Genomic DNA, 26,188 nt, shown 5'->3' with positions numbered 1-26,188 from the left:
CCGATTGCGTTTAGCGGACGGGTCTAAGCCCTTTTTGGGCAGTAACTCGGTTCTCCGTGCTTTCTTTGTCAAAATCCCGCGAACGAATCAATATACGTGACGGGTAATACCTTAAGCTGCTTGTGAAACGAGATAGCTGGCTTTTTCGGGAGAGAATGTTTCTGCTCGATGGACCATACCGATCAGAATTCGCGCTACTTTACCCACAAGCTTGAAGACAGACTGTTGCTTTTTCATGTGCTTTACTTGAACATTGTGCTGATGTAATTCTTGAAAGATCGGATTAATTCCGATGAGTTGAATGGTCGCTAAGTATAGATATTTCCTTAGGCTGGAGTCTCCTCGTTTGGAGATGATGATCTGTCCTTTCCTTTTCCCCGATGTACTTTCTGCGAGATTTAGACCGGCTTTGCGCAGTAACTGACGTCCATGTTCATACTGTCTAAGGTCACCTGCACCTGCTAAGATGGCCGCGACAAAGATCGGACCAAGGCCTTTAATGGAACGGAGCTGGGCGGCCATGGGAATCTCCTCTAGCAATGCGCGGAGTTGCTTTTCGATGTCTACTAACATATCCGTAATTCGTTCGAACTCCGTGATTAGACGTACAAAATCTTGCTTTGCTTCAGTTAAAGCTGTAACGTCTCCTACACTCCGCTTAGCATATGCAATGAGCTCAGCCGCCTTTTGTGTGCCTGAAGAACCGCCTGCTCGCTGCATATGTTTTCTCCATATCGAAATGATCTCCGGTATAGACCGCCCTGCAAGATCCTGAGGCGTAGGAAACTCCTTCAGTGTGGCCATCGAACGTTTGCAGGTCCAATCCTTAAAAACCGAACTGTACTCCGGAAAGCGGATATCCAGCCAACGAATGATGCGATTTTGTAACCGAACACTATTCGTAACCCAAAATTCTCGATCACTCATCAGGGTTCGTAACCGCTGAAACACGTGGGTCTGTTTCGTATGTTCATAGTAGTAGCCACGGCTTACTACATCTGCAATGACAAGTGCGTCTTTTGGGTCACTCTTCGATTGGCAATTGTCACGGTTTTCTTTATTGCGCTTGGTCGTTGCTGGATTGACTAAGACGATTTGCAATCCTTTATGTGTAAGCCAGTTGGCCAAGTTCCACCAATAATGCCCTGTCGGCTCCATACCAATGATTACGCTGCTTAAACGGTGCTTTTGCTGGATGGCTTCCATCCAACGTTGCAGCCTTTCAAAGCCCTCAATGGTGTTGCTAAACGATAGATGCCGATTCGTCAGCACGATTCCACGATAATTCGTTACCTGTGCTACATGTGTTTCCTTGGCCATATCGATGCCTACTACAAGATAAGAAGTGGTAATTCGTTCAATTCGTTGATTTTGTGCTTCTGATTGTTTAAACTTCATGATAAGAGCGTCTCCTTGATGGTGTTGGGTTTCGAACCCGTGGACAAACCCATCATACCGAGGCGCTCCTTTTTTGGCAAAGTCTATTTCTTAGCCCTAACAGGAATGTTTAGCTGAACAAAGGCAGCCGATCCACTGATCGATTGCCTTTGTGTCGTTATTGAGCTATCGTGTCCCGTTAGCCATACATGTCGTACACGTGACACCACAGATTATAGAAGTAATTGCGTTCTTCCATGGGAGCTCAATAATGGTTCCTTGATTTGATTTATTACATAATGCCTTAAATTATTTAAATCTGTCTCTGAGAAGTCTTTTTTCTTAGCTTTATCGTTATAAACATCTACAAGATTTTCAATGATGTCACGGTATTCTGAAGGGACTAACCCAACAGCCCACTCACCAGCTTGTGCTTTTGAATATATCGCTTTGTTTTCTTTATAAGACCAAATTCTCAGAAGTGTGAGGATTCCTGTAGTTAAAAGTTCTCCATCTAATTTGCTGAAATATTCTATTCCCCAAAAAATAGAATCCCAGAAATCTTTTTCAGGTACTACTGGGAATATTTCACTGATGGCTCGACCATAGATACAAATACCACTTTGGTTAATTAAAGTTACATGACAAGCAATATCTCCATCTGTATAAATCTCCTTAATATCCCAGAATGCCAAATCATTTTCACTAGAAATGACCTCGAATTTTGGTCTCCAATATTCACTGAAGTGAAACTCATAAGGGGTAGGGTGTCTCCAAGGATTAAGGTCTGAATAGCACAGAATACTTATCTCGATTGGTGACGGCTTTTTATGTAAAGCTAAGAACCCATTCATTAAATGTAGCCTTTGAGGAGCAGTTAATGGTTGTTTAGTGATTACAATCATGTCTAAATCACTGTGGGAAGGCTGAAAGCTACCCTAAACATAATGACCCGTGAAGGTATGTTCCAATTAAGTTTTCACCCAACGCATGATTTAAAAAATCTGATATATTTGTTATCTGAAGCTTTATTTCTATAGGGCAATCATCCCAGCGATATCCACTCAAGAGAAATCCACTCCTTGTCTTAAATATTCTATATTTGATAATAACATGCTCTCGCATAATAATGGTAATAATAATCATATTTAACTATTTTATCCTTATTAATTATAATTGCGTTTATTAAGCTAACCTGCCCGGGAGCTTAATAAAAACAAGGAACACTGCCGAGGCAAACTGTTCCTTGTTTCGTTTAACTATTGTTCTCCGTTAGCGTAAATAGCAAGATTTATTAAATCTAACGATTAGTTTCAGAAAACTGAATCGAATGGATCATTTCAGTTGACGGGTCAAATTGGATTGATACAAAAACCCCAAACTCGTTACCTGCTTTGCTTCTAATCCATAGTTTGAATTTCTCTTCAGACTTTTTTGGTGTTAGTTCAGTACGACCGATGTGCTTATAATCAATTATGTCTGCATTGTATCGTTTTTGTGTTTCCTCTACTGCAATTTTACCCCATTTTGCGTATTCAGGCATAGCCTCTACTGAAACAGTGGAATAAATAAGTATAGCCAAAAAAGATATCAGTAATTTTTTCATAATAACCGCCCATCTGGAGAAGTTTTCAATAATATCTCCACTTTATCCAAATGTATTCTTAAACAAACCTGCCCGTTAGCCATTCATGCAGCGCAAGAGCGGCGCTGCACCACAGAGGATGAAAATGGGTACCCCAGTCTATACTGTTTGTACGGCTGGCGAAGAAGGTCGATAAGCTATGGTGCCATAGAGCCCAACCGTTAGTCTGACTCCGACCACCACGGTGCATCACAGAATGTCGCACCCTATATGGGTAGCACTCATGGGAGATTAATCCTTTTTTGGTTGTTGCACCAGCCTTGCCTTTTTGTTTGTTATCTATATGATGTTTTTTGTGCTTAAAAGATCTAACAATCTCTATATGATTACTCAAGAGGCTCAACCTTTTTTTAAAAGTGTTATTCTGAGTCTTTTTTATTATGCTCTTTTTCAGGTTTAGAGCTAATTTAGTTTTCATGGGAGCTTAACGAAAAGCGGTTAATTTTGCGTTGTCTAAATATTTCCTAACAAACCGGACAAATTTTTTTGACTTTCAGCAAGCCAAATCATTTCCTTTGCAAAGCGAGCTGGCGGTACACTATGTTGATCCATGTTAGCATTAATCCACCATATGCTTTCCATATACCACAACAACTGTAATGAATGTGTTAAATAGCCCTCTACCACGTTGCGTTCCTCACTATACCCTTCCATAAACGCCGAAGCCAGGGAGACATCTAAATTATCATCTAAGGCACATGACATCACAGCACGAGCTACATCAAGTTGCGGATAGTCATATTTTAGTCGATCGAAATCTAGAATTGCAGTTAATCCGTTATCATTAAATAAAAGATTATCTACCCAAAGGTCACGATGTGCCCATCCTGTTTGAAGTAATTCGAGTATTTCTATATTCATTTCTTCAGTAGCTTTAAATTGAGTTTCTATATCTGCAAGCAACTGAGGGTTACCAACTCCCTTAGTCTTTTCCCAAACTGAGTTCCAATGTGCTAAACGCTCCTCACGGCTTGGAGGAATAAATTGTGGACTATTTTTAATGCCAAGTGTCCCGTCATTTAACAATCGATGCATTTTCCCTGTTGCTCGACCTAAATCGTATATTTGATGGACATTAGTTTTACCTGGTGAAATTAGTTTTCCCTGGCAATATTCCATCACCAGGAAGAGTTCTCCATTATCAGATTCAAGCAAAATACTTCCATTCTGTGATAACACTTTGGGGCACGCTAAACCTTGGTCATACAATCTAATCTGTTGAGAGAGTGCAAACAATATCTCCTCTGGGTTATATAATTTATATCTTTCTTTGTTATATTGTTTAAGTAAAAATTCCCCTGCATCAGTCGTAACTTTCCACTTTAAGTTTAACCAGCCTCGTTTTATTGAAGTAGTTTCAATTACATTCAAACCGAAAAAATGATGAAATGTTTTTAATAGGTCATCCAAGATCATTTCCTCTGTGAATATTGTCCCCATTTGGTCAACTCCTATATTTATAGTGAATAAGTTTTTATTCCTTATGGAGACCGATATAACCTCTTGGATATCTAAGTTTTTGCGTTATACTGCCCGTTAGCCATTCATGCAGCGCAAGCGCTGCACCACAGATGATGAAAATGGATCGACGAATCTGTCCATACTGCTACAATGGCTGGGAGAGGAAGGTCGATCAACTATGGTGCCTTAGAGCCCATCCGTTAGTCTGACTCCAACGACCACGGTGCATCACAGATTGTCGCTCCCTTTTGGGAAGCACTCATGGGAGATACTCTGGTTGCTGCACCAGCCTCATTTTTTTATTTTCAGCTATGAAAGGTCTTTGGTACTTTAATTTCATAACTCTTCTCAGGCTCAGCCTTTTTTAAAAATCATTCGGCTAGGTCTAATTTATTATTGTCTTTTTGAGGTTTTTCGCGGATTTAATTTTCATGGGAGTTCAATTTTTTAGGTCTTATCTCTTATTACCAATGGTTTTTTTGCATCTATAATAATGGATACCATCCCTAATCCTTTAATCGAATTTCTTGTATCGAACCGAAACGATCTACCTATCCTTCCATCCACTTCATTCCAGTATATAAAATGAAAATCTCCGTTCTCGTCACAATACTCTAACAGCGTTACTTCAAATCCTGCCATTTCAAATACTGATACAAATGTTTTAGCATTATAAACTATTTTATGAGTTGCTGCCGGATGATCCGCTGGTCCAGGACCACCGACTTGAACCATCTGTTGATACCAATCGTTACGGAAGTTTTTATCGGGAACGGCACAACGAATGTACCCACCAGGTTTTAAAAATTGATAACAATGCTTGGCAGCCATAATCCCTTCCTCATAGGTTAAATGTTCCCACACGTGCTCAGCCAAGAGCGCATCAATACTCTCTGGTTCAGATAATTTGTACCAACTTTCTACAGATAGTAAATTCAACTCATCCACCTGCGTACTTAGCCAACCATCATATTTTGTCTGTCCTGCTCCAATAATCACTTTCATAAAAATACCACCATCCAATCTTGTTCTTGAACAATCTAATTAAGTAAATATTCTTTGGATTTAGGATATTTCCTTTATTTTCAACTACTCTGCCCGTTTGTTGATCAAATAAAAAACGGCTGCCGAAGCAACCGCTATTCCACTTTTGTTACCTGTTAGCTCAACGAGTCATTTTAGGATATATATCGCTAGGTGGTCTGCTCAATCGAGTGTCCGGTTTGTAATATTTTGTTACCCAATGGTTTAATGACTTTTCTTTGAAACCAAGACTCTTATACAATTTTATTGCTGGATTGCCTTTCACAACCCCGAGGGTCACGATTTTCCCACCCCTTCGTACAATTTCATTTACAAGAAATGAAATAAAAGTTCTGCCGTATCCTCGTGATTGAAGATCTGGGCGAACGGATACATGACTCAGTTCAAAACCGTCAATAATACCGACTGCCACTATTTCACCGTCGATAAGCATCACGAATCTATTGTTTCTATCTTCGGAGAATCTCTTTCGCTCCGTTTCGTTAGGAGGATAATAGTAAGACGGAAGAATCCCCACGCGTTCATGCATTTGGTAAAAAGCTATTTCGCAAATGTTATGGCATATTTCATAATCATCATCTTCGTATTGCCTGACAGAAATATTACTTTCAGGAAGAGGTACACCTTCACGCTCCATGATAAAGGATGAATAACTTATGTAATAACCATGCTTATATAAAAATTGCAGAGAACAACGGTCGCCATCTATAGAGACACCTATCGAACGTTCTACTGCTACGTTTTGGGAAAGCATTTTTATCCACCTTTGCCATAAGTGCGGAACCAATGCCCATTCTTCTGTATTCTTTGTTAACAAATATCGTCGTCAACGCTCTTCTCTTAAAACCATCAAATGAGAGAAAAGCTACCATTAAGTCTTTGTAACGAGCAACAAATACACTGTTAGAGAGCATTTTGTCACTCTGTTGAAACACATTAAACTGTTCATTTCCACATAACATAGCTGTGATTGAGGCTTTATCCATTTCGGGTTTATAGGGTTCAATTATCAGTTGTTCCACCGGCATTCCCCTTTCAAATTAGGTGTTTAATACTGTAACATTGTACCGCAATATGCACAAACAAGTGTTTAATTTGTGTTGCGTTTTCCTACCCGTTAGCGTAACAAAAGGCTGCCTAGCGACAGCCCCTCTCAGCGTTGAACTATAGTTACCCGTTAGCGGAATGTGCCGCCCCGAGTAAAGTAATTCATACTAATCTTCAAATATACTTTTTAAAATCAAATCTGCGCATTCTTCGGAAGTGTTTAAATGTGTGTTGACAGTACAATTATACTGGATATCTTTTTCCATGACTTTGTGTTGCCAATCAGATTGGTCTTCGGTTCTATTTCCTCGTGCAATATTTCTCTGACGGCAAATGTCTAACGGGCAGAACACTTCAACAATGTATAATGGGTACCCAGAAAATATATTCTTCACTTTTTCATAATGTGGTTTCAACTCAGATCGGTCTACCATAATGCCATCAATAAGTATATTTTTACCATGGTCAGAAAATAATTTGGCTGTATGATACATCATGATAATTGCTTCACTTAAATACTTCCAATAATCTTCACGAAGATAACGTTCACCTATCATTTCTTCAAAAAGGTCATTGGCAACAACATAAAAAAATTCGTGCGATTTTAATTGTAAAGCATCTACTATTGATGTTTTTCCAGAACTCGTAACACCGTTTAAAAATACGATTCTACCTTTGTTCATCCTGTTAATGCCCCTTATTAGTACAATTAGTTCCATTATAATATTTAAACTGTAAGACTGGAGATAAAAAACAATTACAATTGAACTATACTGTCCGTTTCTTCAACAAATAAAAGAGGAGCATTGCCATGGCAAGCTCTTCTGCTAACGTTTCCCGTTAGCCACACATGCAGCGCAAGCGCTGCACCACAGATGATGAAAATGGGTACCCCTGGCGTAATAGTTACTGCATTAATATCGGCAGGATTGAGTCGAGTTGTATTCTCCTTGATGCCTTTAGCAAGATTACATCATTTTTCTTAACCTTATTTTTTAATACTTTAGCCAACTCCATTTTATCCAAAAATGTTTGTACAGTACCCATTGGAAATCGCTTTTCGGCTTCTAAAGCAATAAGGCTACTTAGAGCACCGATTGTATATAAATAATGAATTTTATCTGAATCAAGGTCTCTGCCAATTTCTCGATGAAACACCTTTTCTTGGTCACCAAGTTCGAGCATGTCACCTATTACTAAGTGCTTTCTGTTATAACCAGTTAGTTCTTGAAAAGTTTTTATTGCTGCGCTCACTGAAACTGGGCTAGCATTCCATGCATCATTGATTATTGTAAATCCCAAAGGAGAATCAATCTTCTCCATTCTCATATCCGGCATTTTTAAAGAACGAAAACCTTCATTAATCTCTGTTGAATTCAAGCCCAGTTTTGAAGCAATTGCAATTGTGGCAAGTGCATTTGTAATATTGTGTGCACCGAGAAGTGGTATAGAAAATTCACTATCACCTACAGAAAAATAGGAACCGTCGGAGTTAGTTACTGCATTTTCAAATTTAATGTCATTTAATTTCCCTTCACCGAAACTAATGGTTAATATTGAGGTGTTTTTTTGTATATTTTCGAGTCCCTTTGCTAACAAGGGCTCATCACCATTGTAGACAAGACACCCACCATTCTGTAAACCATTCACAATTTCTAATTTTGCTGCGGCTATTTCTTCTCTAGAACCGAGGCTAGATAGGTGGGAAACACCAATCATTGTAATAACAGCTAAATCTGGTTGGGTAATTTGAGTTAATTGATCAATTTGACCTCTTTCACTCATCCCCATCTCAATTACTGCAACTTCGGCATCCCTATCTATACCCAAAATCGTTAATGGAGCACCTACCTGACTGTTTAAATTCCCTGCGGTCTTATGAACCCGATATTTTGTTTGTAAGACTGAACTGAGCATCTCTTTTGTAGTTGTCTTTCCATTGCTACCTGTAACACCAATTACTTTGACTAAAAGTTTTTTTCGATAATTAGTTGCTAAGTTTTGCAAAGATTGCAAGCAATCATCTACAAAGATTAGCGGCAAATGAATAGGCGGGTTTGGATGATCCTTCTGCCAAAAAGATGCCATTGCTCCTTTTGATATTGCTTCTTTAACATAATCATGACCGTCTAAATTTCTTATAATTGGAATAAATAGATTACCTGGCTTTACTGTTCTGGAATCGATAGACACTCCTTGAATCAAAAGTTCCTCAAACTCTTGAGATAATCCATCACCTTCAGCCATTTGTTCTATTGCTTTTAGTTTATGAGAAATCATCATAGCACCACCAATTGACAATAATTATTCATTTGCTTGGATCGCGATCGAACGTTCACGAACGAACTAGAGATCCTGGAGTCTTCTTAATCGCCTCATATTGATAATGACATGGGAGAGGAGAGAAAAAAAGAACCATCATGCAGGATTTTTCATCCTTAGGTGGTTCTTACACTTAAGGTTCACGATGTTTAATCTTGACCTACCATCTCGTCAGTTGATGAAAAGACGGCAGCCAATTATCTATCTAACTACCGTCGTGTTGTATTTAGCTATAGTTCTCCGTTAGCGTAACGAACAAGCATGTCATCCTGGTTAAGCTCATCCTCTGAATAAGATAATTACCGTACCGAATAGTGCTTTTGAATACACTTATATCCACGTTTGAAACGATTTATTGACCATCTCTATATTGTTCATTTTTGCCCAACTCTTTAAATCCGAGATACCTCTATCCTCATCCTTTGAATACCTAAATGCCATATCCAATGGGACGATCTTCCTCCTGTAAGGTAATATCCCAATAACAGGTTTAAAGTACCCCCTGGTCATTATCACTTTAATATCCCTTGAATTAATTATTTTCCCATTTAATATGATTTGCTCATTGCATAGGCATAACTCCGTTGGTTTCTTAAAAAATGTTCTGTACAATGCGAGTAACAGTACAACTAAACACATAAGAACCGCTGTTAACGAAGCGTAGAATAACCCCCTATGATCCCATAATCTCAATACAAGAATAGATTGACTCGTTATAAGCACTATCATGCCTATAATGGTTCCAATCCTTGATGGACTCTTAACTGGATGCTTTATTTCCATCAACATTGCCCCCCTGTTCAAATCCCTTATCTCAGAATACCACATATTGGAACTATTCTGCCCGTTCGTATCGCGTTGACTGACCGGCTGCCTTATCGTATTTGAGCTAACGTTCTCCGTTAGTCATCCATGTCGCTCACGCGACACCACAGATTATGGAAGTAATTGCGTTCTTCCATGGGAGTTAAATCTTCTTTACTATTCATCTTTGATTACAGGCAACAAATAATCAAGAATAATTTTCCGTCCTTTTTCTAGCGGTCTGCTAAATCTATCGTATGTGTAGACATCACACCAATAAAAGTTTTCAAAATCAATTTTGTATCCTGTTTTCTCGACCGCTTCGGAACAAATTAAGTATGCACTATCAATAATATCGTTAAGGTTATTGGCTTCTATCCATATTTTAGCAACTGTTCCTGCGGATATATTTTCTGAATACATTTTTTCTGGAACAGGTGCATCAAGTTCTACAAATTTATCTATGATATATTGGAAATTATCTTTTCCAACAAATTTACTCATATGCCCAAGTCCAATATAATCATCAATATCTTTGCAAATCCATCTTTCAATTTCTTGAATTCTGTCAAAAACGCCTTCCTTAAATGCTGAACCCCAGCACTCTTCTCCAGCCTTTTGAAACGAAGTCATTTTCATCATACCTACAATTTTACAAGCTCTAAATTCTACATACTCGATTTTTTTAAGCTCTGCCATAATTCGTTTTCCTCCTACAATTCTAATATTTGTAAAGGAGGTGCGAGGATAATCATTAAGCTGTTCTCCAACCTTTCTAATACTAGAAGGTGAAACCTTGTGGTGCTCTTTGAATGCTCTTGTAAAAGCAGCATGGGAATTGAAACCATATTTCATAGCAATGTCAATAATTTTCCCACTGCTATTTCTGATATCATAGCCCGCCAACGTTAATCGACGTCTCCTCAAATACTCATTAATAGTAATTCCGGTAATATACACAAAAATACGCTGAAATAAGGGAGCAGGACAACCTGCAATCTTAGAAATGACACTATAATCAACTTCATCTGAGCAAGGTATAATATTCTCCAGGTATTCCACTACACACTCAAAAGAATTAAAGTTATTCATTACGCGCACCTCCTCTCTTTTAAATTATAGGAATTTGTTCGCAATATCACTTTACAAGAACTGTACATTTTTTGTAAAGAAAACCGCATTATACTACCCTATACTTCAACAAAAACAGCAGCCGATTACATGCCGGCTGCTGTTTTGTTGATTTGAACTCCCTCGTCAGTTCAACTAAAGATATCATAATATCGGAAGGGTACAGTTTACATTGGCTCCGCCATGCTATGCTGCCCGTTAGTTAAATCGTTCACAATAGATACAATCAATCTGTTATTAATTTGGAATACATATTGAGATCGTTAAACCTCCCGTCTACTCTTTCAGACTGTCTTAGTGTTCCTTCAAACGTAAAGTTCAGCTTCTGTAAGACTTTCACTGAATTCACGTTTTCGGGTTCCACTTTTGCTTCGATTCGATTTAGCTTTAAAGATGAGAATGCATAATCTAACAAAGCACAGATTGCTTCTGAAGCGTATCCTCTTCCCCAAAATGCTTTAGCAATGTCATATCCAATTTCCGCTTTTGCGTTTTCATAATCTAAGAAATTGAAACCACAAGAACCTATGATTTCATTGGAATCCATTTCAATTATGGAGAAACGAATAGCTTTGTTATCTTGAGAAAATTCATCGAGAAGTTTAATCATATCTTTTGCCTGATTCTCATCAGTGAAACAATTAATATTCATGAACTTGGTAACCTCTGGATCAGACCAAATTTTAAACAAACTAGGCGAGTCCGATACCTTCATTTTTCTTAAATGTAATCGTTCTGTGTGTAACTCTATAGTTAACATTATTTTTACCTCCATTAAATTTTAATAGTTGGCTTAAAAATAATGGTCTCTGCGCATAGTTCAGTCCCTTCATTGATCATTCCCCATTAGAGTATCACACTATCTCTAAAACGAATAATATACCTCTTTCCCTTCAAGAAAATCTCGACAAAGCGTGCTACATATTTGGGAGGCGTGCTCTTTTATCCAGCCGTTCCTATCAGAATCATGAATAAAAAATACATAACTAATGAAAATATCCATAAATATTTGTCCTTCAATGTACCGAATCTCATTAAGCGAAAAGCTTGTTTTAGAAGCATAACCATCTAAAAGGGTTTTTCGAAGCTCACTTTTTAGCATGGAAGATGCACTGCCTAAATCAAACAAATAGTATCCATATCCAAATAAGCAATAATCTATTAAGGTAGGATTTTGTTCTGACACAATGACATTCCCCAGTTGAAAATCAGCATGAATGAATCCCCATGAATTTTCCCTAGCGTCCAGTTCTGTTAACTGTTCTTTTACTACGGATAGAACGCTATTGATAACATCATAATCCTCCTGATTGAGGAATCCATTGTTTGTACCCTGTTGAAGTTCTATTAACGTTTCATCAATCTTTTTGACGTTGTAGACAGGTCTATGTAACTCCAAGGGCATTAACGTTCGTGAAAATTCATGCAAGCTGGCAAGATTCTCGCCTAATCTATAAATAATATGATCAATGTTGTCTTCATCTTGGGTAAGCGTCGAGCCATCGATCCATTCTAAAAGAGTTGCCAAGCTAGTACCAAATTGATCCGAGCTATATTCAGTGACCAGTTCCCCTTTTTGATTTTCAACAGGTCTTTGAACTTTCAGTATGTTCTTTTGATCGATTTCTCGAAGAAAAAACATTTCTGACTGTAATCCCTCTCGAGTATGTTGCAAGCCTGAAAACCCTTCAGATATTGGTTTATGTATACGTAACAAGTACTTCCTGTTATCCGGTTTGTTGGTCACTTTAAATGTAATATTTTCATTATGTCTAATGAATTCAATCATTGGATCGATGAACGAATACTGCAACAATACTTTCTCTGCTTCAATGATCACGCTACTTCTCTCCTTCAAATCTAGAATATTCTTTATATTATACCTGTTGCTCGTTGTATTTTGTTGGAATAAATAACTATATTTAAAGTATCTTGATAGCTAAAAAAAATAGAGCTACATATTAGTTATCTAATACATATCTCCAATTATTTCCATTAACTTTATTCATAGCATTAATGCAAAATCAATACTCCAAAGCCTTCCAGAGTAACCTCACCTGACAACGTTTTGCCGCTCAGTAAATCAGTTTTAGTCTCATGCAGATGGATCGAGGCAGGCGTTTCACTATAATTAAGCACAAATGTATAGCTTGAAGAAGCTCCGTTACGAATTTGAAACTCCATTTCTTCAGGAAGATCGATCCAATCTGCCGGCGACTTGAGACCGATTTGATCTATGATTTTGGACGCTGCCTGTTCATTAAAGACTGCTCCTTGATACCAAACTTCGCCTTTGCCGCGATGATTTCTCGTAACAAAAGATGTACTCCTCATGACTTCAACATGAACGGGGTATGAACAGGCAAAACTTATATACCAATAGAAAAAGCAAGCCAAGAGCCAGGCTCTTGGCTTGCTTTCTTTTGAAATAAACTGTCTATTCCCGTGCCTTCAATTTAACATCCGCTAACATAATAATGAAAAAGGGATTATGTTATGAAGAATAAGTTATTTTCGTTATCTTTTTATTATAATGGTTTTATCATCAACCCTTGCTGGCTGTGGCTCTAACAATAGCAACAGTACGAATAATGGCGCTACCGCAACAGATAAGCCCGCAGCAACTAATGCAGAAAATACGGGCGACTTTTGGTATCATTAAGAATATGGGCCTCTACAATACACTTGGCGCCCCGATCGTTCTCTATATTGGAGCGGATGTCATTCAAATTATTCTTTACTTGCAATTCATCCGAAATATTCCCGTCGATCTGGATGAAAGTGTGATAGTCGAAGGTGCATCTCTGTTCAAAATCTATCGATCGATTATTTTTCCATTACTTACGCCAGCAACGGCTACTTTGATAATTTTGAAGACTATCAGTATCTTATAATCAACATGCGGATCTGAACACCTTAGCACACATGGTTTTTTTGACACCAAGCTATTTAAGTAAGCTGTTCTAACAAGAGACCGGACTTACACTAACGGACTACATCACGGAAATCCGACTTCGAAAAGCTAAACATTTGCTCAAGAATGCCCCAGACCTTAAGATTCACGAGATTGGAGCAGAAGTTGGATATGGCGATCCTGCCTATTTCAATAAGCTTTTTAAACGTGTAGTCGGCGTTACACTCAATGAATATAAACGAATTTCTATCGTATAAGGAGATTGATCACTTGCATTCACAGCTTCACACGAGTAGCAATAATCATGAGATTACCGTCTATGACACTACAGAATTATATGGTGAAAAAGGTGCGTTTCGCGTCATGCAGTTTTCCAATCATGCCATTCAAGGTGCGATGGATCTTAATCACCCAGAACGAATTGTGTTTGAATATCCGAGAGCCATCATTCACTTGATGGAATGTAACGCTCCCTCTTTCGAGGATGTCTTTCTTATTGGTCATGGGATTGGAACGATTGCCGGGCATTTTCCGGACAAAAGATTTAAAGTAGCCGAGCTAGACAGTGAAGTAGTGGAATTAAGCCGCCGCTGTTTTGGATACAGCCAAGATAACGTGATGATCGGTGACGGACGCCAGATCCTTGAAGGTGAGGAACCACAAAAATATGATTACATCATCTTGGACGCTTTCACCGCCGCAGGCACGCCTAGGCATTTAATCTCCCGAGAATTTTTCAGCATCGCTCATTCAAAACTGAATTCCGAAGGATATATCCTTATGAATCTAATGGGAAAAGGTGAAAATGACCCGCACATTAACGCTATTTACACAACACTCGCGGAAGAGTTTACATATATCAAATCCTTTTCACTGCCTTCAGAAGGGGCCGCTGATATCCAAAACATCATTATTATAGGTGGATTTAAGCCGATTCACTTTCAAGCTCGCCAGATGGCAGACTTTAATGAAATCCAGCTTGGACAAGGATATCTTATTCGGGATTAGGATTCTGAATTTAAAAATGACCTCATCCTCCACTTCACTGTGGATTTGAGGTCATTTTTGGGTTGTTTCCATCTGGTACCAATTAAACCGGATTAGGGACAAAGTTGCCACCTCGGCAATACTTCAAATAATTTAGCGCATGCACTTGTCCAGTCATTTCTAGCTCACCCTGGTAGACAGGATCATGCCAGCCTTCGATATCAATCGTACCTTTGTAGTCAGCCTGGCGCAGAATAGTAATGATATCCACCCAATTCGTATCCCCAAAGCCAGGTGTCCGGTCCCATACATAAGGCTTGGGTCCATGAATACCGTATTCCTTAACGATATCCCAGGCAATGGTAGCGTCCTTGCCATGTACATGGAACACCTTGTCTACCCATTTACGCAGCTGTGGAATCGGATCAATTAAACCTATCAACTGGTGGCACGGCTCCCATTCCAGCCCCAGGTTGTCTGCCGGAACGGCATTGAACATCTTCTCCCAGGCTGAAGGATTATGGGCGATATTCCACTCTCCGGTTTGCCAGTTTCCGCCCATAGAGCAATTTTCAAAAGCAATTCTTAGGCCGCGGTCCGCTGCCCTTTTAGACAATTCTCCGAACACTTCTGCAAATTTTGGAATCGACTCATCGATCGACGAACCAGGCAGACGTCCGGTGAATCCACCGATAATATCCGTGCCGAATAAATGCGCATGATCAATTAGCCGCTCCCAGCTGGCGAGGGTGTCAGCATTGTCGCCGGTTCCTGAAAGTGGATTACCATAAATCCCAACGGAAGAGATGACAAAATCATGCTCAGCGGCCAACTCCCTCAGTCGTGCAGCTGTTTCTACAAGATTGGTTTCACCAGTAGTCTGCCAAAAGTTCAGGTTAAATGATTCAAACCCATGCTGAGCAATTTGCGGAATAACGGCGACAGCTTCCCCGCCACGAACTAAAGTACCTATTCTTAATGTGTCTTGCATCTGGGTTACCACTCCAATGATATGGTTTATAGTCAGCATTAAATTTTAAGGAGCTTTGATCATCTTGCAGGAGCCACGCTTTAGCAATACCGCATCATAGACAATATGCTGATGGCTTGACCGTCCAGAAATAAGATCAAACAGGACGCCTACACTGGATAAGGCCATTTCTGTACCCGGTTGGCTGATCGTATCGAGCGAAGGATGAAAATATTCAGCCATCTCGATCCCGTCAAAGCCAATGATTGAAATATCATCCGGGATAGACAACCCCGCGGTAAGTACAGCTTTGGCAGCACCGATTGCAATTGTATCAGACGCCGCAAATATTGCGGTTACTCCCTTATTCCTTTTAAGCAGTCTTCGAGCTGCATCAAATCCCGAGCTGGGACTATATTCACAATCCTCCACCAGCTGTGCATCGTAAGGCAGATTATGTTCTTCCAGTGCTTTTTTGTAGCCCAAATATCGCCGGTTCCCTGTAGTTTCATCCAGTAATGGGGATTTAGCTAGAAAACCGATATTCTCATGCCCAAGTGAGATCAAATAATTGGTGGCCTTATAGGCTTCTTTCAATTCATTAATGGTGACACTAGAAAAGATATCAGGGTCCACCTCTTGTGTAGAGGTGATCGTTGTCAGAACAAATGGGACCGTCAGCTGCTTGAATTTCTCTTCAGAATGATTGTAGGTTCCGCCCATGAAGATGATCCCGCATAGATTCTTTTCTTTGGTCAGCTGAATCGCCGCATTAATTTCATCCGTTCCATCCTCTACCTGATGAATGAGGAAGGGGTAACCTCGAAGATTAGCCTGCCTCTCGATTTCTTTGATCATATTGGAGAAAAACGGATTGGTAATCCCTTTGACCATGAGCGCAATGTTCTTAGACTCCGTCGTTTTTAAATTTCTTGCATTAGAATTAGGAATGTAATTGTATTCCTTAACAACATTCAGAACCTTTTCCCGTGTAGCCTTGCTCACCAGCCCCTTATTGTTGATGACCCTGGAAACCGTCGAGATGCCCACACCGGAAATCCGCGCGATATCCTTGATATTTACGTCCACTATACTCCCCCACTTATAAGTAAGGGAGCTATATGCTACTATAGCTCCCTCACACCTTTTAACGTTCTTTAGTTCACTGGAACAAACTCAGCCAATTGCTTTTCTACTTCGGCAATAACCTTGTCAATTCCTGCTTTTTTCAGTTGTTCACGGTAATCCGCTACAGCAGCTTTAGGATCTTTGCTTGTTTTACCAAGCATCAATTGAATACCAAGCTGGGAATTCACGTTGGAGATGGAAGCAATTTCTGTAGTTACATTCGATGGATCAAAGCTAAAGCCATTGTATGGATCATCGATAGCGACTTTATCCCACTCTGCAAACAAGGAGTTACGAATTGGGTTTTCTGTATCCGTAGGAACTACGAATTTGTCATTACGAAGTGACCAAGCAGCGAAACCTCCGCCGTCCGTTTTTTCGTTGAAGCCTGGAGGCTGCTTTTTAACACCATTTTCCATAACATATTGTTTGCCTTCAATACCGTTTTGGATGAGGTTGTAGTAGCTTTCGTCAGTCATGAACTTCTCGATCACCATCAGAGAGCGCTCTGGATTCTCGGAGTTCGTGCTGATTACAGTCGAGTTGTCAACGCCCATCTTACGTTTGATCTTCTTGTTGGCTTCCGCAAAAGTAAAGAATGCAGTTTCTGCCTCTGGTTGTGCCTTCAAATCTGCACCGTATTGGCCGATCCAGTCCTGAGCATGAGTCAAATAACCTGCAGAGTTTGCTGCTCTGAAGTTATCTTTGCTACCAAGAGTTGCAGACAGCACATCTTTGCCCCAGTATCCTTTATCTGCCCATTCACGCATCTTCACAGCCCAATCTTCGAATTCTTGAGTGTATGCTGGATGGAAGACGGTCTTGTAGTCCTCTGGACTTTTGGTCACAAGATTCAGTTCATTCAAAGATATACCAGGTGCGTTAAGCCACATTCCTGTAGTATCTACGAGCATTCTGAACATATTGGCCGCATCTTCAGACTTACCGTTAATTGGTGGGAAGGACTCATTGGCAACAACATTATCCATGTATTTAACCATATCATCGATAGTTGTAATTTTTTCCATGCCATATTTTTTCAGCAAGTCTACACGATAGGCATAACCATTCGGTGTATATTCGCTATAAAGACTCGGAACACCATAGATTTTACCTTTGTACTTAGTATTTTCCCATACACTAGCAGGGATTTCTGCCTTCAGCTTAGGAGCAACTTTATCGAGCATATCTGTAAGGTCCACTAGAGCGCCTTCACTAGCCAATGTGAAATAGGATACCGGTGCTCCTGGAGATGCATGAGACATATCAAACTGCTCGCCGGAAGCAAACAACAACGGGTATTTCGTATTGATATCCGGCCAGTCAATATACTTCACTTCAATTGTAGCGTTGAGATCAGCCTTGAGCTTTTTGTTAATCTCAGCTAGAATCGCCTTATTTTGAACACCTTCACTGCCCCACAGATAGTACACCAACTTAGCTTCTTTGGAAGTGTCTACTCCTCCTGCATTCGTTGAAGCTTCTGGTGCCTTCGTAGCTGCCGGATCATTACTCGCCTCGTTGTTCTTCGATGAACAGGCTGTCAATGCCCCAGTAAGCATGAGTACAGCAAGTAAAGAAGACGCAATTTTTTTACCTTTCATTAGGTAAGCCTCCCTTTTCTCTTCTATTTATGAATTACATTTATAATAAACGCGCCTTCGAAAAGGAGACGTCCATTAACCCTTTACAGCCCCGACGGTGAGGCCTGTTACGAAATAACGCTGTACAAATGGATAGAGGAGAATAATTGGTCCGGTGGCCAGCACAGCTGTAGCCATCTTGATGGATTGCGTTGGGAGATCAGCCGTATTGATAACTGCCCCCGAGTTGATTAGTGTACCGAGATTCGTCTGATTGACCATTCGCTGCAAGAAGTATTGGAGTGGATATTTCGTCGGGGAGTCCATATATAACATCCCGTTGTACCACTCATTCCAAAAGCCTATCGCCGAGAAAAGCCCGATGGTAGCTAAGGAAGGAACCGCCAGCGGAATAAATATCCGCCAATAGATACGGAAGTCGCCAGCACCGTCAATGGTAGCAGATTCATATAAGGAATCCGGAATCGCCTTCATGAAATTACGCATCAGGAAGATCGACCATGCGCCAACTACAGCCGGTAGAATCATGGCAAATAAGTTGTCTTTCATATGCAGGTGCTTGACCATCAGGATGTACGTTGGAATCAAGCCACCGCTGAAGAGTGTCGTGAAGTAAATTAGAAAGGAAAAGAAGTTGCGATACTTGAAATCCTTGCGGTTAAGCACGAAGCCAGCCATCGACATCATGAACAGTCCAAGGACCGTACCCACTACAGTTATAAAAATAGTTATCTGATAAGCATCCACCAGTTTGGCCGAATTGCTGAGCAGCATCTCGTAAGCCTTAAAGGAAAATTCCTTAGGCAACAGCTTGTAGCCTTCACGGACAATCTCCTGCTCATTCATGAACGATGAGGAGATCATTAGTGCGAAGGGAAATACACAGAACAGTGCAAAGATACTAATGCAGATATAGCTAATCGCTTTTATGATAATACTTCCGGAATCCTGTTTGATTTTTGAAGTTTCCATATTCATCACCCCTGTTTCTTGTCTGGTCTTAAAACAATGCGCTATCGGGTTCAACCTTGCGAACAATAAAGTTAACTACTAGCACCAGAATCAGGCCAAACATGGATTGGTAGAAGCCCACCGCGGCGCCCATAGAGAAGTTGAATTGTCCCACCAGTGAACGGAAGACATAGGTATCGATGATATCCGTCTGCGGATACAGCACCGAGTTCGTACCGATCAGATTATAGAAAAGGTCAAAGGAACCCTTGAGAATTCCACCCATACCAAACAGTAAAAGCAGAATAAAGGTTGGCTTCAGAATCGGCAAGGTCATATAACGGATTCGCTGCCAGGTAGTGGCTCCGTCCATATAAGCAGCCTCGTACAGATCATGATTAATCCCTGTGATCGTTGCCAGATAGACGATCATTCCATATCCGGTAGCGGCCCAGATCTTGAAGGCTACGATGATATATTTCCAGATACCCGGATCGGAATAGAACTCGTAACGGTCCAGACCTGCACTTGTTAACATCGTGTTGATAAAACCCGAATTGAAATTGAATATGTTATAAGCAAACACACCGACAATAACCATAGAGATAAAGTAGGGTAGGAGAATAACGGATTGAGACACTTTCTTGAACCACTTACCCGAGATCTCCGATAGCATAATGGCAAACACAATTTGAATAATGTTACCCAGAGCTAGGAAAACGATGTTGTAAAGCAGCGTGTTCTTGGTAATATTCCATAGATCGCCATTTTGAACCAAAAACTCGAAGTTTTTCAGACCGATAAAGTTACTTCCGAAAATACCTTTGTTGAGCTTGTAATCTACGAATGCGACGTAAGCCCCAGGCATTACCGCATAGTGAAAAATAATGAAGTATAGGATTACAGGCAGCAACATTAGAAAAAGCACTTTGTTCTTAATGACTTCTCGGACAATACTTCCACCCGCAAGTTTAATTCTTGCCAATGAGCCCACCTCCAATTTGAAAGATGCATTTCGTCACATGCATAACTTAGCTTCCTTTCTTGTCCCGCAACCAGCATGAAACTGCTTGCTCATCCTTTATGATAATGCGTATCGGATGATATAGAAACGTTTCCATAATTTCTTTGAAACTCCCTGTACGAAAATCATACTCCCTAGATGTATGCGCTGTCAATTCATTTTATTTTTGATTTTCTAGTAATAAAAATCACATTTTACAACCTAAATATAATGAATCGGCCGATTTCACGAAGATAATTGACTTTTTATGGTCTTCGGACTAAGATCGATATGTATCGTTAATGGAAACGTTTCTATATGTTCTTTCACAGATATGTCAGCCTCTATATATGACGTCTGACGATGAACTCCCCGTTCTGATCTATTTCATGTCTTATCCAATTATATTTATCTACGTGTGCACACGAAACAGGATATTGAAAGCTATCCATTACTCGGAACCCGCTCCCGCTCCAAGCAGCGGCGAACACAAACCGCAAGCGCTTTCTTATAGGTATAGCACATCTATTTGTCACAATAACTTTCAATGCGCTCACGAGGAAGGTGTTAACCATGACTAAACCGTTTATCCAAGATCTTGTGAACGATATGACTCTAGAAGAAAAATTGGCCCAATTAACCCAGCTAGGCCCTCACTATTGGGGTTTGGATGATACCGTGGATTTAACCGGTCCATTCAAGGAACTGAACATTAAGCCGCAGGTAATGGAGAACATCGGAAGCGTTCTGAACGGCATTGGAGCCAGGAATGTGATTGATCTGCAGACCCGGCATTTGCAAGCCAGCCGCCAGAAGATTCCCCTGCTCATCATGGCGGATGTCATTCATGGCTACAGAACCATCCTTCCGATCCCGCTTGCGATAGGTTGTAGCTTTGACATGGAAGCCTGCGAAAGATTCGCTGAAATTGCAGCCAAGGAGAGCGCGGCTGCCGGTATTCACCTCACTTTCTCACCTATGACTGATCTCGTACGCGATCCGCGCTGGGGACGGGTGATGGAGACATCCGGTGAGGACCCTTATCTGAATGCCCATGTAACCGAAAGCATGGTACGGGGCTATCAGGGTAAAGACCTAAAAGAAAAAGGGCGTATCGCTGCCTGTGTGAAGCACTTCGCCGGTTATGGCGCTCCCGAAGGCGGTCGTGAATACAATACGGTGGATATGTCCCTCGGCGTATTACGTGAGTTCTATCTACCAGCCTATAAGGCTGCAGTAGATGCTGGTGTAGCCATGGTGATGGCCGCATTCAATACGATTGATCGTATACCAGCAAGCGGTAATTCCAAACTTCTCCGCGGGATTCTGCGTGAGGAATGGGGCTTCAACGGCGTTACCATCGCCGATTTCAATTCCGTCAATGAGCTAATCCCTCATGGTGCTGCCGAGGATGGTCGTGAAGCAGCGGAGAAAAGTCTGGCTGCCGGACTTGATATTGAAATGATGTCCACCCATTATCTAAACCACGGCGCCGGTCTGGTCGAGGAAGGCAAGCTTGATATCTCCTTGATCGATGAAGCCGTTATCCGGGTGCTAGAACTCAAGGACGCTCTCGGCTTGTTTGACAATCCATTCAAGGATGCAGATCCGCTAGTAGATGAGGCGCCTACGCCGAGCGTGGAGAATTTGCAAGCCGCGAGAGAGCTTGGTGCCAGCTCAGTGGTGCTGCTGAAAAATGACAATGACGCTCTGCCCCTTAAACGCGGCATGAAGATTGGAATGGCTGGTCCCTTCGCCACCTCCATTCATGTGCTGGGCGGTTGGTCTGGAACGGAAAAAGACCCTGCCGTATCACTCTACAACGGCATTTCTCAAAAAACATCTGCCGCAGATATTATTACGGCAATGACTGGTGAGCTAGGAAGCATGCTAGAGGGTGTCTTTGATGTGGAGGATGAAATCGAAGAAGCCTTCCAGCGCCTGAAAGATTGCGATGTAATTCTCGCTGCGGTCGGTGAGAATCAGCAGGATACTGGGGAAGGCGGAAGCAAGACCAATCTGCGCCTGTCGACCAATCAGGAGAAGCTGATCTGGCGTCTGAAAGATACCGGCAAAAAGATCGTTACCGTTGTATTTAGCGGCCGACCGCTGGAACTAAAGCCCGTTCTTGAGGCCAGCGACGCTTTGCTGCAAGCCTGGTTTCTGGGTACAGAATCCGGAAACTCACTAGCTGATGTGCTGTTCGGAGATTATAATCCGTCCGGTCGTTTATCTATGAGCTTTCCTTACTCGGTTGGGCAAATTCCTGTCTATTATAATGCCTATCAGACGGGGCGTCCCTATGATCCCCTATATCCCAATGTGCGTTATGTAACCCGATATCTGGATTGCCCTAATGACCCGCTGTTCTGCTTTGGCTATGGCCTGAGCTACTCCAGTTTTGATTACAGCAACTTCAATGTTGATGCTGCCGATCGAGTTGTTGCCTCCATTGAGGTGGAGAATACTTCAGACATCGCCGGCAAAGAAACCGTTCAACTCTATATCCATGACGTCAGCGCAAGCGTTGTGCGCCCGGTCAAGGAGCTGAAGGGCTTCCGACAAATCACTCTCGCAGCGCATGAGAAACAAGTGGTTTCTTTCGAGATCACTAGAGAAATGCTGATGTTCTACGGAAAAGACGATCAACTGGTCTTTGAACCCGGAGAATTTGATATAATGATTGGTAGAAACTCTGGAGATCATTTCACCCAGCGGATCTGGATCGGCTAACGTCTATAGCTACATAGCTGATAGTGTCAGCCTTCATCGGCTTGATGACGCATAAGCGGCTCCGCTTCCGCAGCTTAGAATTCAATATTAGACAGTAAGGGAGATAACCCCAATGAGACACAGCTTATCATTTCAGCAAGATGGAACCTTGAAAATTGTACAGTTCACTGATCTTCACTGGATGGATGGAAGAGCCGAAGATCAGCGTACCCGGGAACTGATGGAACGCGTTCTGGAAGCGGAACAACCTGATCTTGTGGTTTTCACGGGAGATCTAATTTACACCGCCCCTGTCTCACCTGGCGAAAAGGCGTGTGAGGACCCCGCCCAAGCTTTTCGGGATGCTGTCGCTTCTGTGGAGAAAACAGGTACCCCTTGGGCCTTCGTATTTGGCAACCATGATACAGAAACCCTGATTTCCCGCAGTGAATTGATGCAGATTGCATTGGAACATCCCCACTGCCTAGCCGAGGCTGGTCCAGAGGATCTTGAAGGTTCAGGCAATTACACGCTTGAAATAAAAGATCAAGATGGCCATGCGGCCGCTGTCCTTTATTTTGTTGACTCCGGCAGCTACTCCGAGCTGGAGCATATTCCTGGCTACAATTGGATAAGCCGGAATCAGATCAACTGGCTGACAGCTGAATCCGCACGGCTGAATCCGAAGACTGCTGAAGACAGACTGCCCGCATTGGCTTTCTTCCATATCCCGATTCCTGAGTACCAGGAAGTATGGTCAACACAAGTCTGTCATGGACATAAGTCCGAGCGTGTATGCTCACCACATGTTAACTCGGGATTATTTTCGGCTTTGCTTGAAATGGGCGATGTGCTTGGCACCTTTTGCGGGCATGACCATATCAACGATTTTACGGGCAACCTGTACGGCATACGGCTCTGCTACGGGCGGGCCACCGGTTATAACACTTATGGAAAAGAAGGCTTTATGCGTGGAGCACGCGTCATAAGACTTACCCAAGGCACTAAGGACTTCACTACCTGGCTTCGTCTTGAAGACGGTTCTGTCGTACTGGAACAGCCGATTCATCAGCCTGAGCCTACTACCGATTCAGAGCATTAATCGTCTTACTCCGTTTTCTGCAATCGTTTTTGCTCATTTATAGTTATAAAAAGAACCCGCATAGTGCAGGTTCTTTTTTATGTTCCAATATTAGCTTGTTCCCATACTCCCCATTACATCGCTTTTTTTGTTAAAATAGAGTAGTCGACGTATTAAGCACTACAGCGTCAGTCATGGAACGGAGGCAAGTACCTGTGGATTATATTATTCTGGACATCGAATTCAACGGCCGTAAGTTTGCCAGCGAGCACCCTATGGAGGTCATTGAGATTGGAGCCGTCCGGTTAGACTCTTCATTGCAGTATAAGGATGAATTTTCTTCCTTGATCAAACCCATATATTTCTCCACCCTTAATTCTTTCATTAAGAAAAAAACCGGTATTCCCCAAGAGGAAATCGATATCGCAGCCCGCTTCCCGAAAGTAATTACTGCTTTTAGAGAGTGGCTTGACCTAAGTACGGACGGAGTGCTGCTGCTTACTTGGGGTGGCGAGGACATGAAGCGTATCATTCAGGATGTGCGTATGCACAAGATGGACGATTCCTACTGGATGTCCGCTACGTATTTCGATTTACTGAAAGGTGTGCTGCGGGCTCGCGGCCTAAGTAATGATATCAGTGTCGAAGGCGCGATGGCTTTGTTCGAACTTGAACCTTCTGGATCTGCTCACCGTGCGTTGGATGATGCAAAGATGACTTCGGAAATCTTCCGCGCTGTGTTTAAGGATCTGGATTTTGAGCGCTCACAGCATTATGTAGATACCTTTTCTAATGCCAAAGAACGTAAGACAGTCAAAGTTGCCATTAAAGCGATGACCTCGCAAAAAATTGTACCTACCTGGGACCTTGTTCTCGAACACTACTTCTCAGACAAAACAACCCTAACCGATCCTCGTAAATTAGAGGAATTACAGAATTATTTTGCGGCGCAGATGGGTCAAAAATAACTTCAAACATCAGCAACTCATAGCAGCGGCAGTCTTCCCAATGATCATTCAGAGGGTAACTGCCGCTGTTTTGGGTACTACAAGAAGAAACGACATTGTCATCCTTTATGGATAACAACCGTTTCTCGTAGAAATATAAGGATAATGTATAGCGTGCAACTTATACATTCTTATATTTTAAAAAAACATTTGACCTTCACGCTACGTTAAGGTGTACATTGAATTTGTGGGAGGTGATACTACGGAATACACAGTACAGAAGCTCGCTGAGCTAGCTGGAATCAGTACGCGAACCCTGCGCTACTACGATGAGTTTGGCATTCTTAAGCCGGCGAGAATCAACTCTTCGGGGTATCGTATCTATGGCCGCGCCGAAGTGGATCTACTACAGCAAATTTTATTTTATCGAGAGCTTGGCTTAAGTCTGGAACGTATCAAAGCTATTATGACTGAACCGTCATTCGACGGAGCCAAAGCGCTGCGGGAGCATCATGACAAGCTACTTGAAAAGAGACATCAATTAGATCAATTAATCGCTAACGTCGAACAGACGCTGGCTCACCAAGAAGGGAGAATTACTATGAGTGACGCTGAAAAATTTGAAGGTTTTAAGCAAAAGCTGGTAGATGACAACGAGAAGAAATACGGTCAAGAAATTCGGGAGAAATACGGGGACAGCACTGTGGATCAATCCAACAAGAAGCTTAAAGGTATGACAGAAGAGCAATATGCGGCTATACAGCAGCTTGAGGAGGAGATGTTCGAGACGCTCGTACAGGCTATGGAGCATGGAGATCCTGCCAGTATATTGGCGCAAAAAAGTGCTGACCTACACCGCCAGTGGCTCTCCTTCTACTGGAATTCCTATTCCAAAGAGGCACATGCTGCGCTAGCGCAAATGTATGTTGATGATGAACGTTTTACCAAGTATTATGATAAGCGACGCCCTGGACTTGCAGCGTTCTTAAGAGATGCCGTTCACGTATACACGGGAACAAAATAAGAAGAAGAAACGCCGTCGGCGTCCTCTCAGGGACGA

At 41.6% G+C, this 26,188-nt stretch carries 24 protein-coding genes and 2 pseudogenes; 7 read left to right on the top strand and 19 right to left on the bottom strand.

The window, feature by feature from the left end:
• Positions 1-111 precede the first annotated feature (111 nt).
• The 14 genes from MHH52_RS04310 to MHH52_RS04245 all read right to left on the bottom strand — a co-directional run bounded on the left by MHH52_RS04310 (position 112) and on the right by MHH52_RS04245 (position 13,165).
• Entirely contained in the window at positions 112-1,398 is a 1,287-nt protein-coding gene (locus tag MHH52_RS04310) for an IS110 family transposase (protein ID WP_340006849.1), read from the bottom strand.
• Between the two features lie 212 nt (positions 1,399-1,610).
• Positions 1,611-2,282, bottom strand: coding sequence for an aminoglycoside adenylyltransferase domain-containing protein (locus MHH52_RS04305; protein ID WP_340006847.1), 672 nt, complete (start codon positions 2,280-2,282; stop codon positions 1,611-1,613).
• Between the two features lie 395 nt (positions 2,283-2,677).
• Positions 2,678-2,983, bottom strand: coding sequence for a DUF3889 domain-containing protein (locus tag MHH52_RS04300; RefSeq protein ID WP_340006845.1), 306 nt, complete (start codon positions 2,981-2,983; stop codon positions 2,678-2,680).
• 58 nt (positions 2,984-3,041) lie between these two features.
• A complete protein-coding gene (locus MHH52_RS04295; protein ID WP_340006843.1) occupies positions 3,042-3,356 on the bottom strand; it encodes a hypothetical protein in 315 nt (104 codons plus the stop codon).
• A 119-nt stretch (positions 3,357-3,475) separates the two neighbouring features.
• Entirely contained in the window at positions 3,476-4,462 is a 987-nt protein-coding gene (locus tag MHH52_RS04290; protein ID WP_340006841.1) for a phosphotransferase, read from the bottom strand.
• A 468-nt stretch (positions 4,463-4,930) separates the two neighbouring features.
• The gene (locus MHH52_RS04285; protein ID WP_340006839.1) at positions 4,931-5,488 is read right to left on the bottom strand and encodes a methyltransferase domain-containing protein; all 558 of its coding nucleotides are present in this window, start codon (positions 5,486-5,488) and stop codon (positions 4,931-4,933) included.
• A 160-nt stretch (positions 5,489-5,648) separates the two neighbouring features.
• A complete protein-coding gene (locus MHH52_RS04280) occupies positions 5,649-6,281 on the bottom strand; it encodes a GNAT family N-acetyltransferase (RefSeq protein ID WP_340006837.1) in 633 nt (210 codons plus the stop codon).
• 460 nt (positions 6,282-6,741) lie between these two features.
• A complete protein-coding gene (locus MHH52_RS04275; RefSeq protein ID WP_340006835.1) occupies positions 6,742-7,257 on the bottom strand; it encodes an AAA family ATPase in 516 nt (171 codons plus the stop codon).
• Positions 7,258-7,480: 223 nt separating this feature from the next.
• Positions 7,481-8,857, bottom strand: coding sequence for a UDP-N-acetylmuramoyl-tripeptide--D-alanyl-D-alanine ligase (gene murF, locus MHH52_RS04270; protein ID WP_340006833.1), 1,377 nt, complete (start codon positions 8,855-8,857; stop codon positions 7,481-7,483).
• Positions 8,858-9,226: 369 nt separating this feature from the next.
• Complete coding sequence (locus MHH52_RS04265) at positions 9,227-9,679, bottom strand: hypothetical protein (RefSeq protein WP_340006832.1); 453 nt, start codon at positions 9,677-9,679, stop codon at positions 9,227-9,229.
• 198 nt (positions 9,680-9,877) lie between these two features.
• Entirely contained in the window at positions 9,878-10,792 is a 915-nt protein-coding gene (locus tag MHH52_RS04260) for a helix-turn-helix domain-containing protein (RefSeq protein WP_340006830.1), read from the bottom strand.
• Between the two features lie 265 nt (positions 10,793-11,057).
• Entirely contained in the window at positions 11,058-11,591 is a 534-nt protein-coding gene (locus MHH52_RS04255) for a GNAT family protein (protein ID WP_340006828.1), read from the bottom strand.
• Positions 11,592-11,696: 105 nt separating this feature from the next.
• A complete protein-coding gene (locus tag MHH52_RS04250) occupies positions 11,697-12,671 on the bottom strand; it encodes a phosphotransferase (protein WP_340006826.1) in 975 nt (324 codons plus the stop codon).
• 173 nt (positions 12,672-12,844) lie between these two features.
• Positions 12,845-13,165, bottom strand: coding sequence for a Beta-galactosidase C-terminal domain (locus MHH52_RS04245; RefSeq protein WP_340006824.1), 321 nt, complete (start codon positions 13,163-13,165; stop codon positions 12,845-12,847).
• Between the two features lie 308 nt (positions 13,166-13,473).
• On the opposite strand from MHH52_RS04245, the pseudogene MHH52_RS04240 reads away from it, so the two are divergent.
• The 3 genes and pseudogenes from MHH52_RS04240 to MHH52_RS04230 form a co-directional block, all read left to right on the top strand.
• Positions 13,474-13,719 (top strand): annotated as a pseudogene (locus tag MHH52_RS04240) (ABC transporter permease subunit); the annotation flags it as partial.
• A gap of 91 nt (positions 13,720-13,810) precedes the next feature.
• A pseudogene (locus MHH52_RS04235) lies at positions 13,811-14,002 on the top strand (helix-turn-helix domain-containing protein); the annotation flags it as partial.
• Between the two features lie 4 nt (positions 14,003-14,006).
• The gene (locus MHH52_RS04230) at positions 14,007-14,753 is read left to right on the top strand and encodes a fused MFS/spermidine synthase (protein ID WP_340009482.1); all 747 of its coding nucleotides are present in this window, start codon (positions 14,007-14,009) and stop codon (positions 14,751-14,753) included.
• Positions 14,754-14,835: 82 nt separating this feature from the next.
• Here the strand turns inward: MHH52_RS04230 and MHH52_RS04225 are convergent, their stop codons facing one another.
• The 5 genes from MHH52_RS04225 to MHH52_RS04205 all read right to left on the bottom strand — a co-directional run bounded on the left by MHH52_RS04225 (position 14,836) and on the right by MHH52_RS04205 (position 20,370).
• On the bottom strand, positions 14,836-15,723 hold the full coding sequence (locus tag MHH52_RS04225; protein ID WP_340006823.1) for a sugar phosphate isomerase/epimerase: 888 nt from the start codon (positions 15,721-15,723) through the stop codon (positions 14,836-14,838).
• A gap of 45 nt (positions 15,724-15,768) precedes the next feature.
• On the bottom strand, positions 15,769-16,791 hold the full coding sequence (locus tag MHH52_RS04220) for a LacI family DNA-binding transcriptional regulator (RefSeq protein WP_340006822.1): 1,023 nt from the start codon (positions 16,789-16,791) through the stop codon (positions 15,769-15,771).
• Between the two features lie 68 nt (positions 16,792-16,859).
• Positions 16,860-18,434, bottom strand: a complete 1,575-nt coding sequence (locus MHH52_RS04215) for a DUF3502 domain-containing protein (RefSeq protein ID WP_340006820.1) — start codon at positions 18,432-18,434, stop codon at positions 16,860-16,862.
• Positions 18,435-18,509: 75 nt separating this feature from the next.
• A complete protein-coding gene (locus MHH52_RS04210) occupies positions 18,510-19,406 on the bottom strand; it encodes a carbohydrate ABC transporter permease (protein WP_313641051.1) in 897 nt (298 codons plus the stop codon).
• A 28-nt stretch (positions 19,407-19,434) separates the two neighbouring features.
• On the bottom strand, positions 19,435-20,370 hold the full coding sequence (locus tag MHH52_RS04205) for an ABC transporter permease subunit (protein ID WP_340006818.1): 936 nt from the start codon (positions 20,368-20,370) through the stop codon (positions 19,435-19,437).
• Between the two features lie 591 nt (positions 20,371-20,961).
• Here MHH52_RS04205 and bglX point away from each other — a divergent pair.
• The 4 genes from bglX to MHH52_RS04185 all read left to right on the top strand — a co-directional run bounded on the left by bglX (position 20,962) and on the right by MHH52_RS04185 (position 26,152).
• A complete protein-coding gene (bglX, locus tag MHH52_RS04200; RefSeq protein WP_340006816.1) occupies positions 20,962-23,121 on the top strand; it encodes a beta-glucosidase BglX in 2,160 nt (719 codons plus the stop codon).
• 112 nt (positions 23,122-23,233) lie between these two features.
• The gene (locus MHH52_RS04195) at positions 23,234-24,202 is read left to right on the top strand and encodes a metallophosphoesterase family protein (RefSeq protein ID WP_340006815.1); all 969 of its coding nucleotides are present in this window, start codon (positions 23,234-23,236) and stop codon (positions 24,200-24,202) included.
• Between the two features lie 194 nt (positions 24,203-24,396).
• On the top strand, positions 24,397-25,149 hold the full coding sequence (locus MHH52_RS04190; RefSeq protein WP_340006813.1) for a 3'-5' exonuclease: 753 nt from the start codon (positions 24,397-24,399) through the stop codon (positions 25,147-25,149).
• A gap of 211 nt (positions 25,150-25,360) precedes the next feature.
• A complete protein-coding gene (locus MHH52_RS04185; RefSeq protein ID WP_340006812.1) occupies positions 25,361-26,152 on the top strand; it encodes a MerR family transcriptional regulator in 792 nt (263 codons plus the stop codon).
• Positions 26,153-26,188 lie beyond the last annotated feature (36 nt).

The sequence above is a fragment of the Paenibacillus sp. FSL K6-0276 genome (assembly GCF_037977235.1).
Lineage (GTDB): Bacteria > Bacillota > Bacilli > Paenibacillales > Paenibacillaceae > Paenibacillus_AQ.
Note: the sequence above shows the minus strand (reverse complement) of the source record. Positions and strands in the feature narration are given on the sequence as shown.

Excerpts from the sequence above, each read along its gene's own strand:
- MHH52_RS04210 (WP_313641051.1), bottom strand. The coding sequence starts at position 19,406 with ATGGAAACTTCAAAAATCAAACAGGATTCCGGAAGTATTATCATAAAA.
- MHH52_RS04195 (WP_340006815.1), top strand. The coding sequence starts at position 23,234 with ATGAGACACAGCTTATCATTTCAGCAAGATGGAACCTTGAAAATTGTA.
- MHH52_RS04225 (WP_340006823.1), bottom strand. The coding sequence starts at position 15,723 with ATGCAAGACACATTAAGAATAGGTACTTTAGTTCGTGGCGGGGAAGCT.
- MHH52_RS04215 (WP_340006820.1), bottom strand. The coding sequence starts at position 18,434 with ATGAAAGGTAAAAAAATTGCGTCTTCTTTACTTGCTGTACTCATGCTT.
- MHH52_RS04275 (WP_340006835.1), bottom strand. The coding sequence starts at position 7,257 with ATGAACAAAGGTAGAATCGTATTTTTAAACGGTGTTACGAGTTCTGGA.
- MHH52_RS04310 (WP_340006849.1), bottom strand. The coding sequence starts at position 1,398 with ATGAAGTTTAAACAATCAGAAGCACAAAATCAACGAATTGAACGAATT.
- MHH52_RS04305 (WP_340006847.1), bottom strand. The coding sequence starts at position 2,282 with ATGATTGTAATCACTAAACAACCATTAACTGCTCCTCAAAGGCTACAT.
- MHH52_RS04300 (WP_340006845.1), bottom strand. The coding sequence starts at position 2,983 with ATGAAAAAATTACTGATATCTTTTTTGGCTATACTTATTTATTCCACT.
- murF (WP_340006833.1), bottom strand. The coding sequence starts at position 8,857 with ATGATGATTTCTCATAAACTAAAAGCAATAGAACAAATGGCTGAAGGT.
- bglX (WP_340006816.1), top strand. The coding sequence starts at position 20,962 with ATGACTAAACCGTTTATCCAAGATCTTGTGAACGATATGACTCTAGAA.
- MHH52_RS04255 (WP_340006828.1), bottom strand. The coding sequence starts at position 11,591 with ATGTTAACTATAGAGTTACACACAGAACGATTACATTTAAGAAAAATG.
- MHH52_RS04265 (WP_340006832.1), bottom strand. The coding sequence starts at position 9,679 with ATGGAAATAAAGCATCCAGTTAAGAGTCCATCAAGGATTGGAACCATT.
- MHH52_RS04290 (WP_340006841.1), bottom strand. The coding sequence starts at position 4,462 with ATGGGGACAATATTCACAGAGGAAATGATCTTGGATGACCTATTAAAA.
- MHH52_RS04260 (WP_340006830.1), bottom strand. The coding sequence starts at position 10,792 with ATGAATAACTTTAATTCTTTTGAGTGTGTAGTGGAATACCTGGAGAAT.
- MHH52_RS04245 (WP_340006824.1), bottom strand. The coding sequence starts at position 13,165 with ATGAGGAGTACATCTTTTGTTACGAGAAATCATCGCGGCAAAGGCGAA.
- MHH52_RS04280 (WP_340006837.1), bottom strand. The coding sequence starts at position 6,281 with ATGCTTTCCCAAAACGTAGCAGTAGAACGTTCGATAGGTGTCTCTATA.
- MHH52_RS04285 (WP_340006839.1), bottom strand. The coding sequence starts at position 5,488 with ATGAAAGTGATTATTGGAGCAGGACAGACAAAATATGATGGTTGGCTA.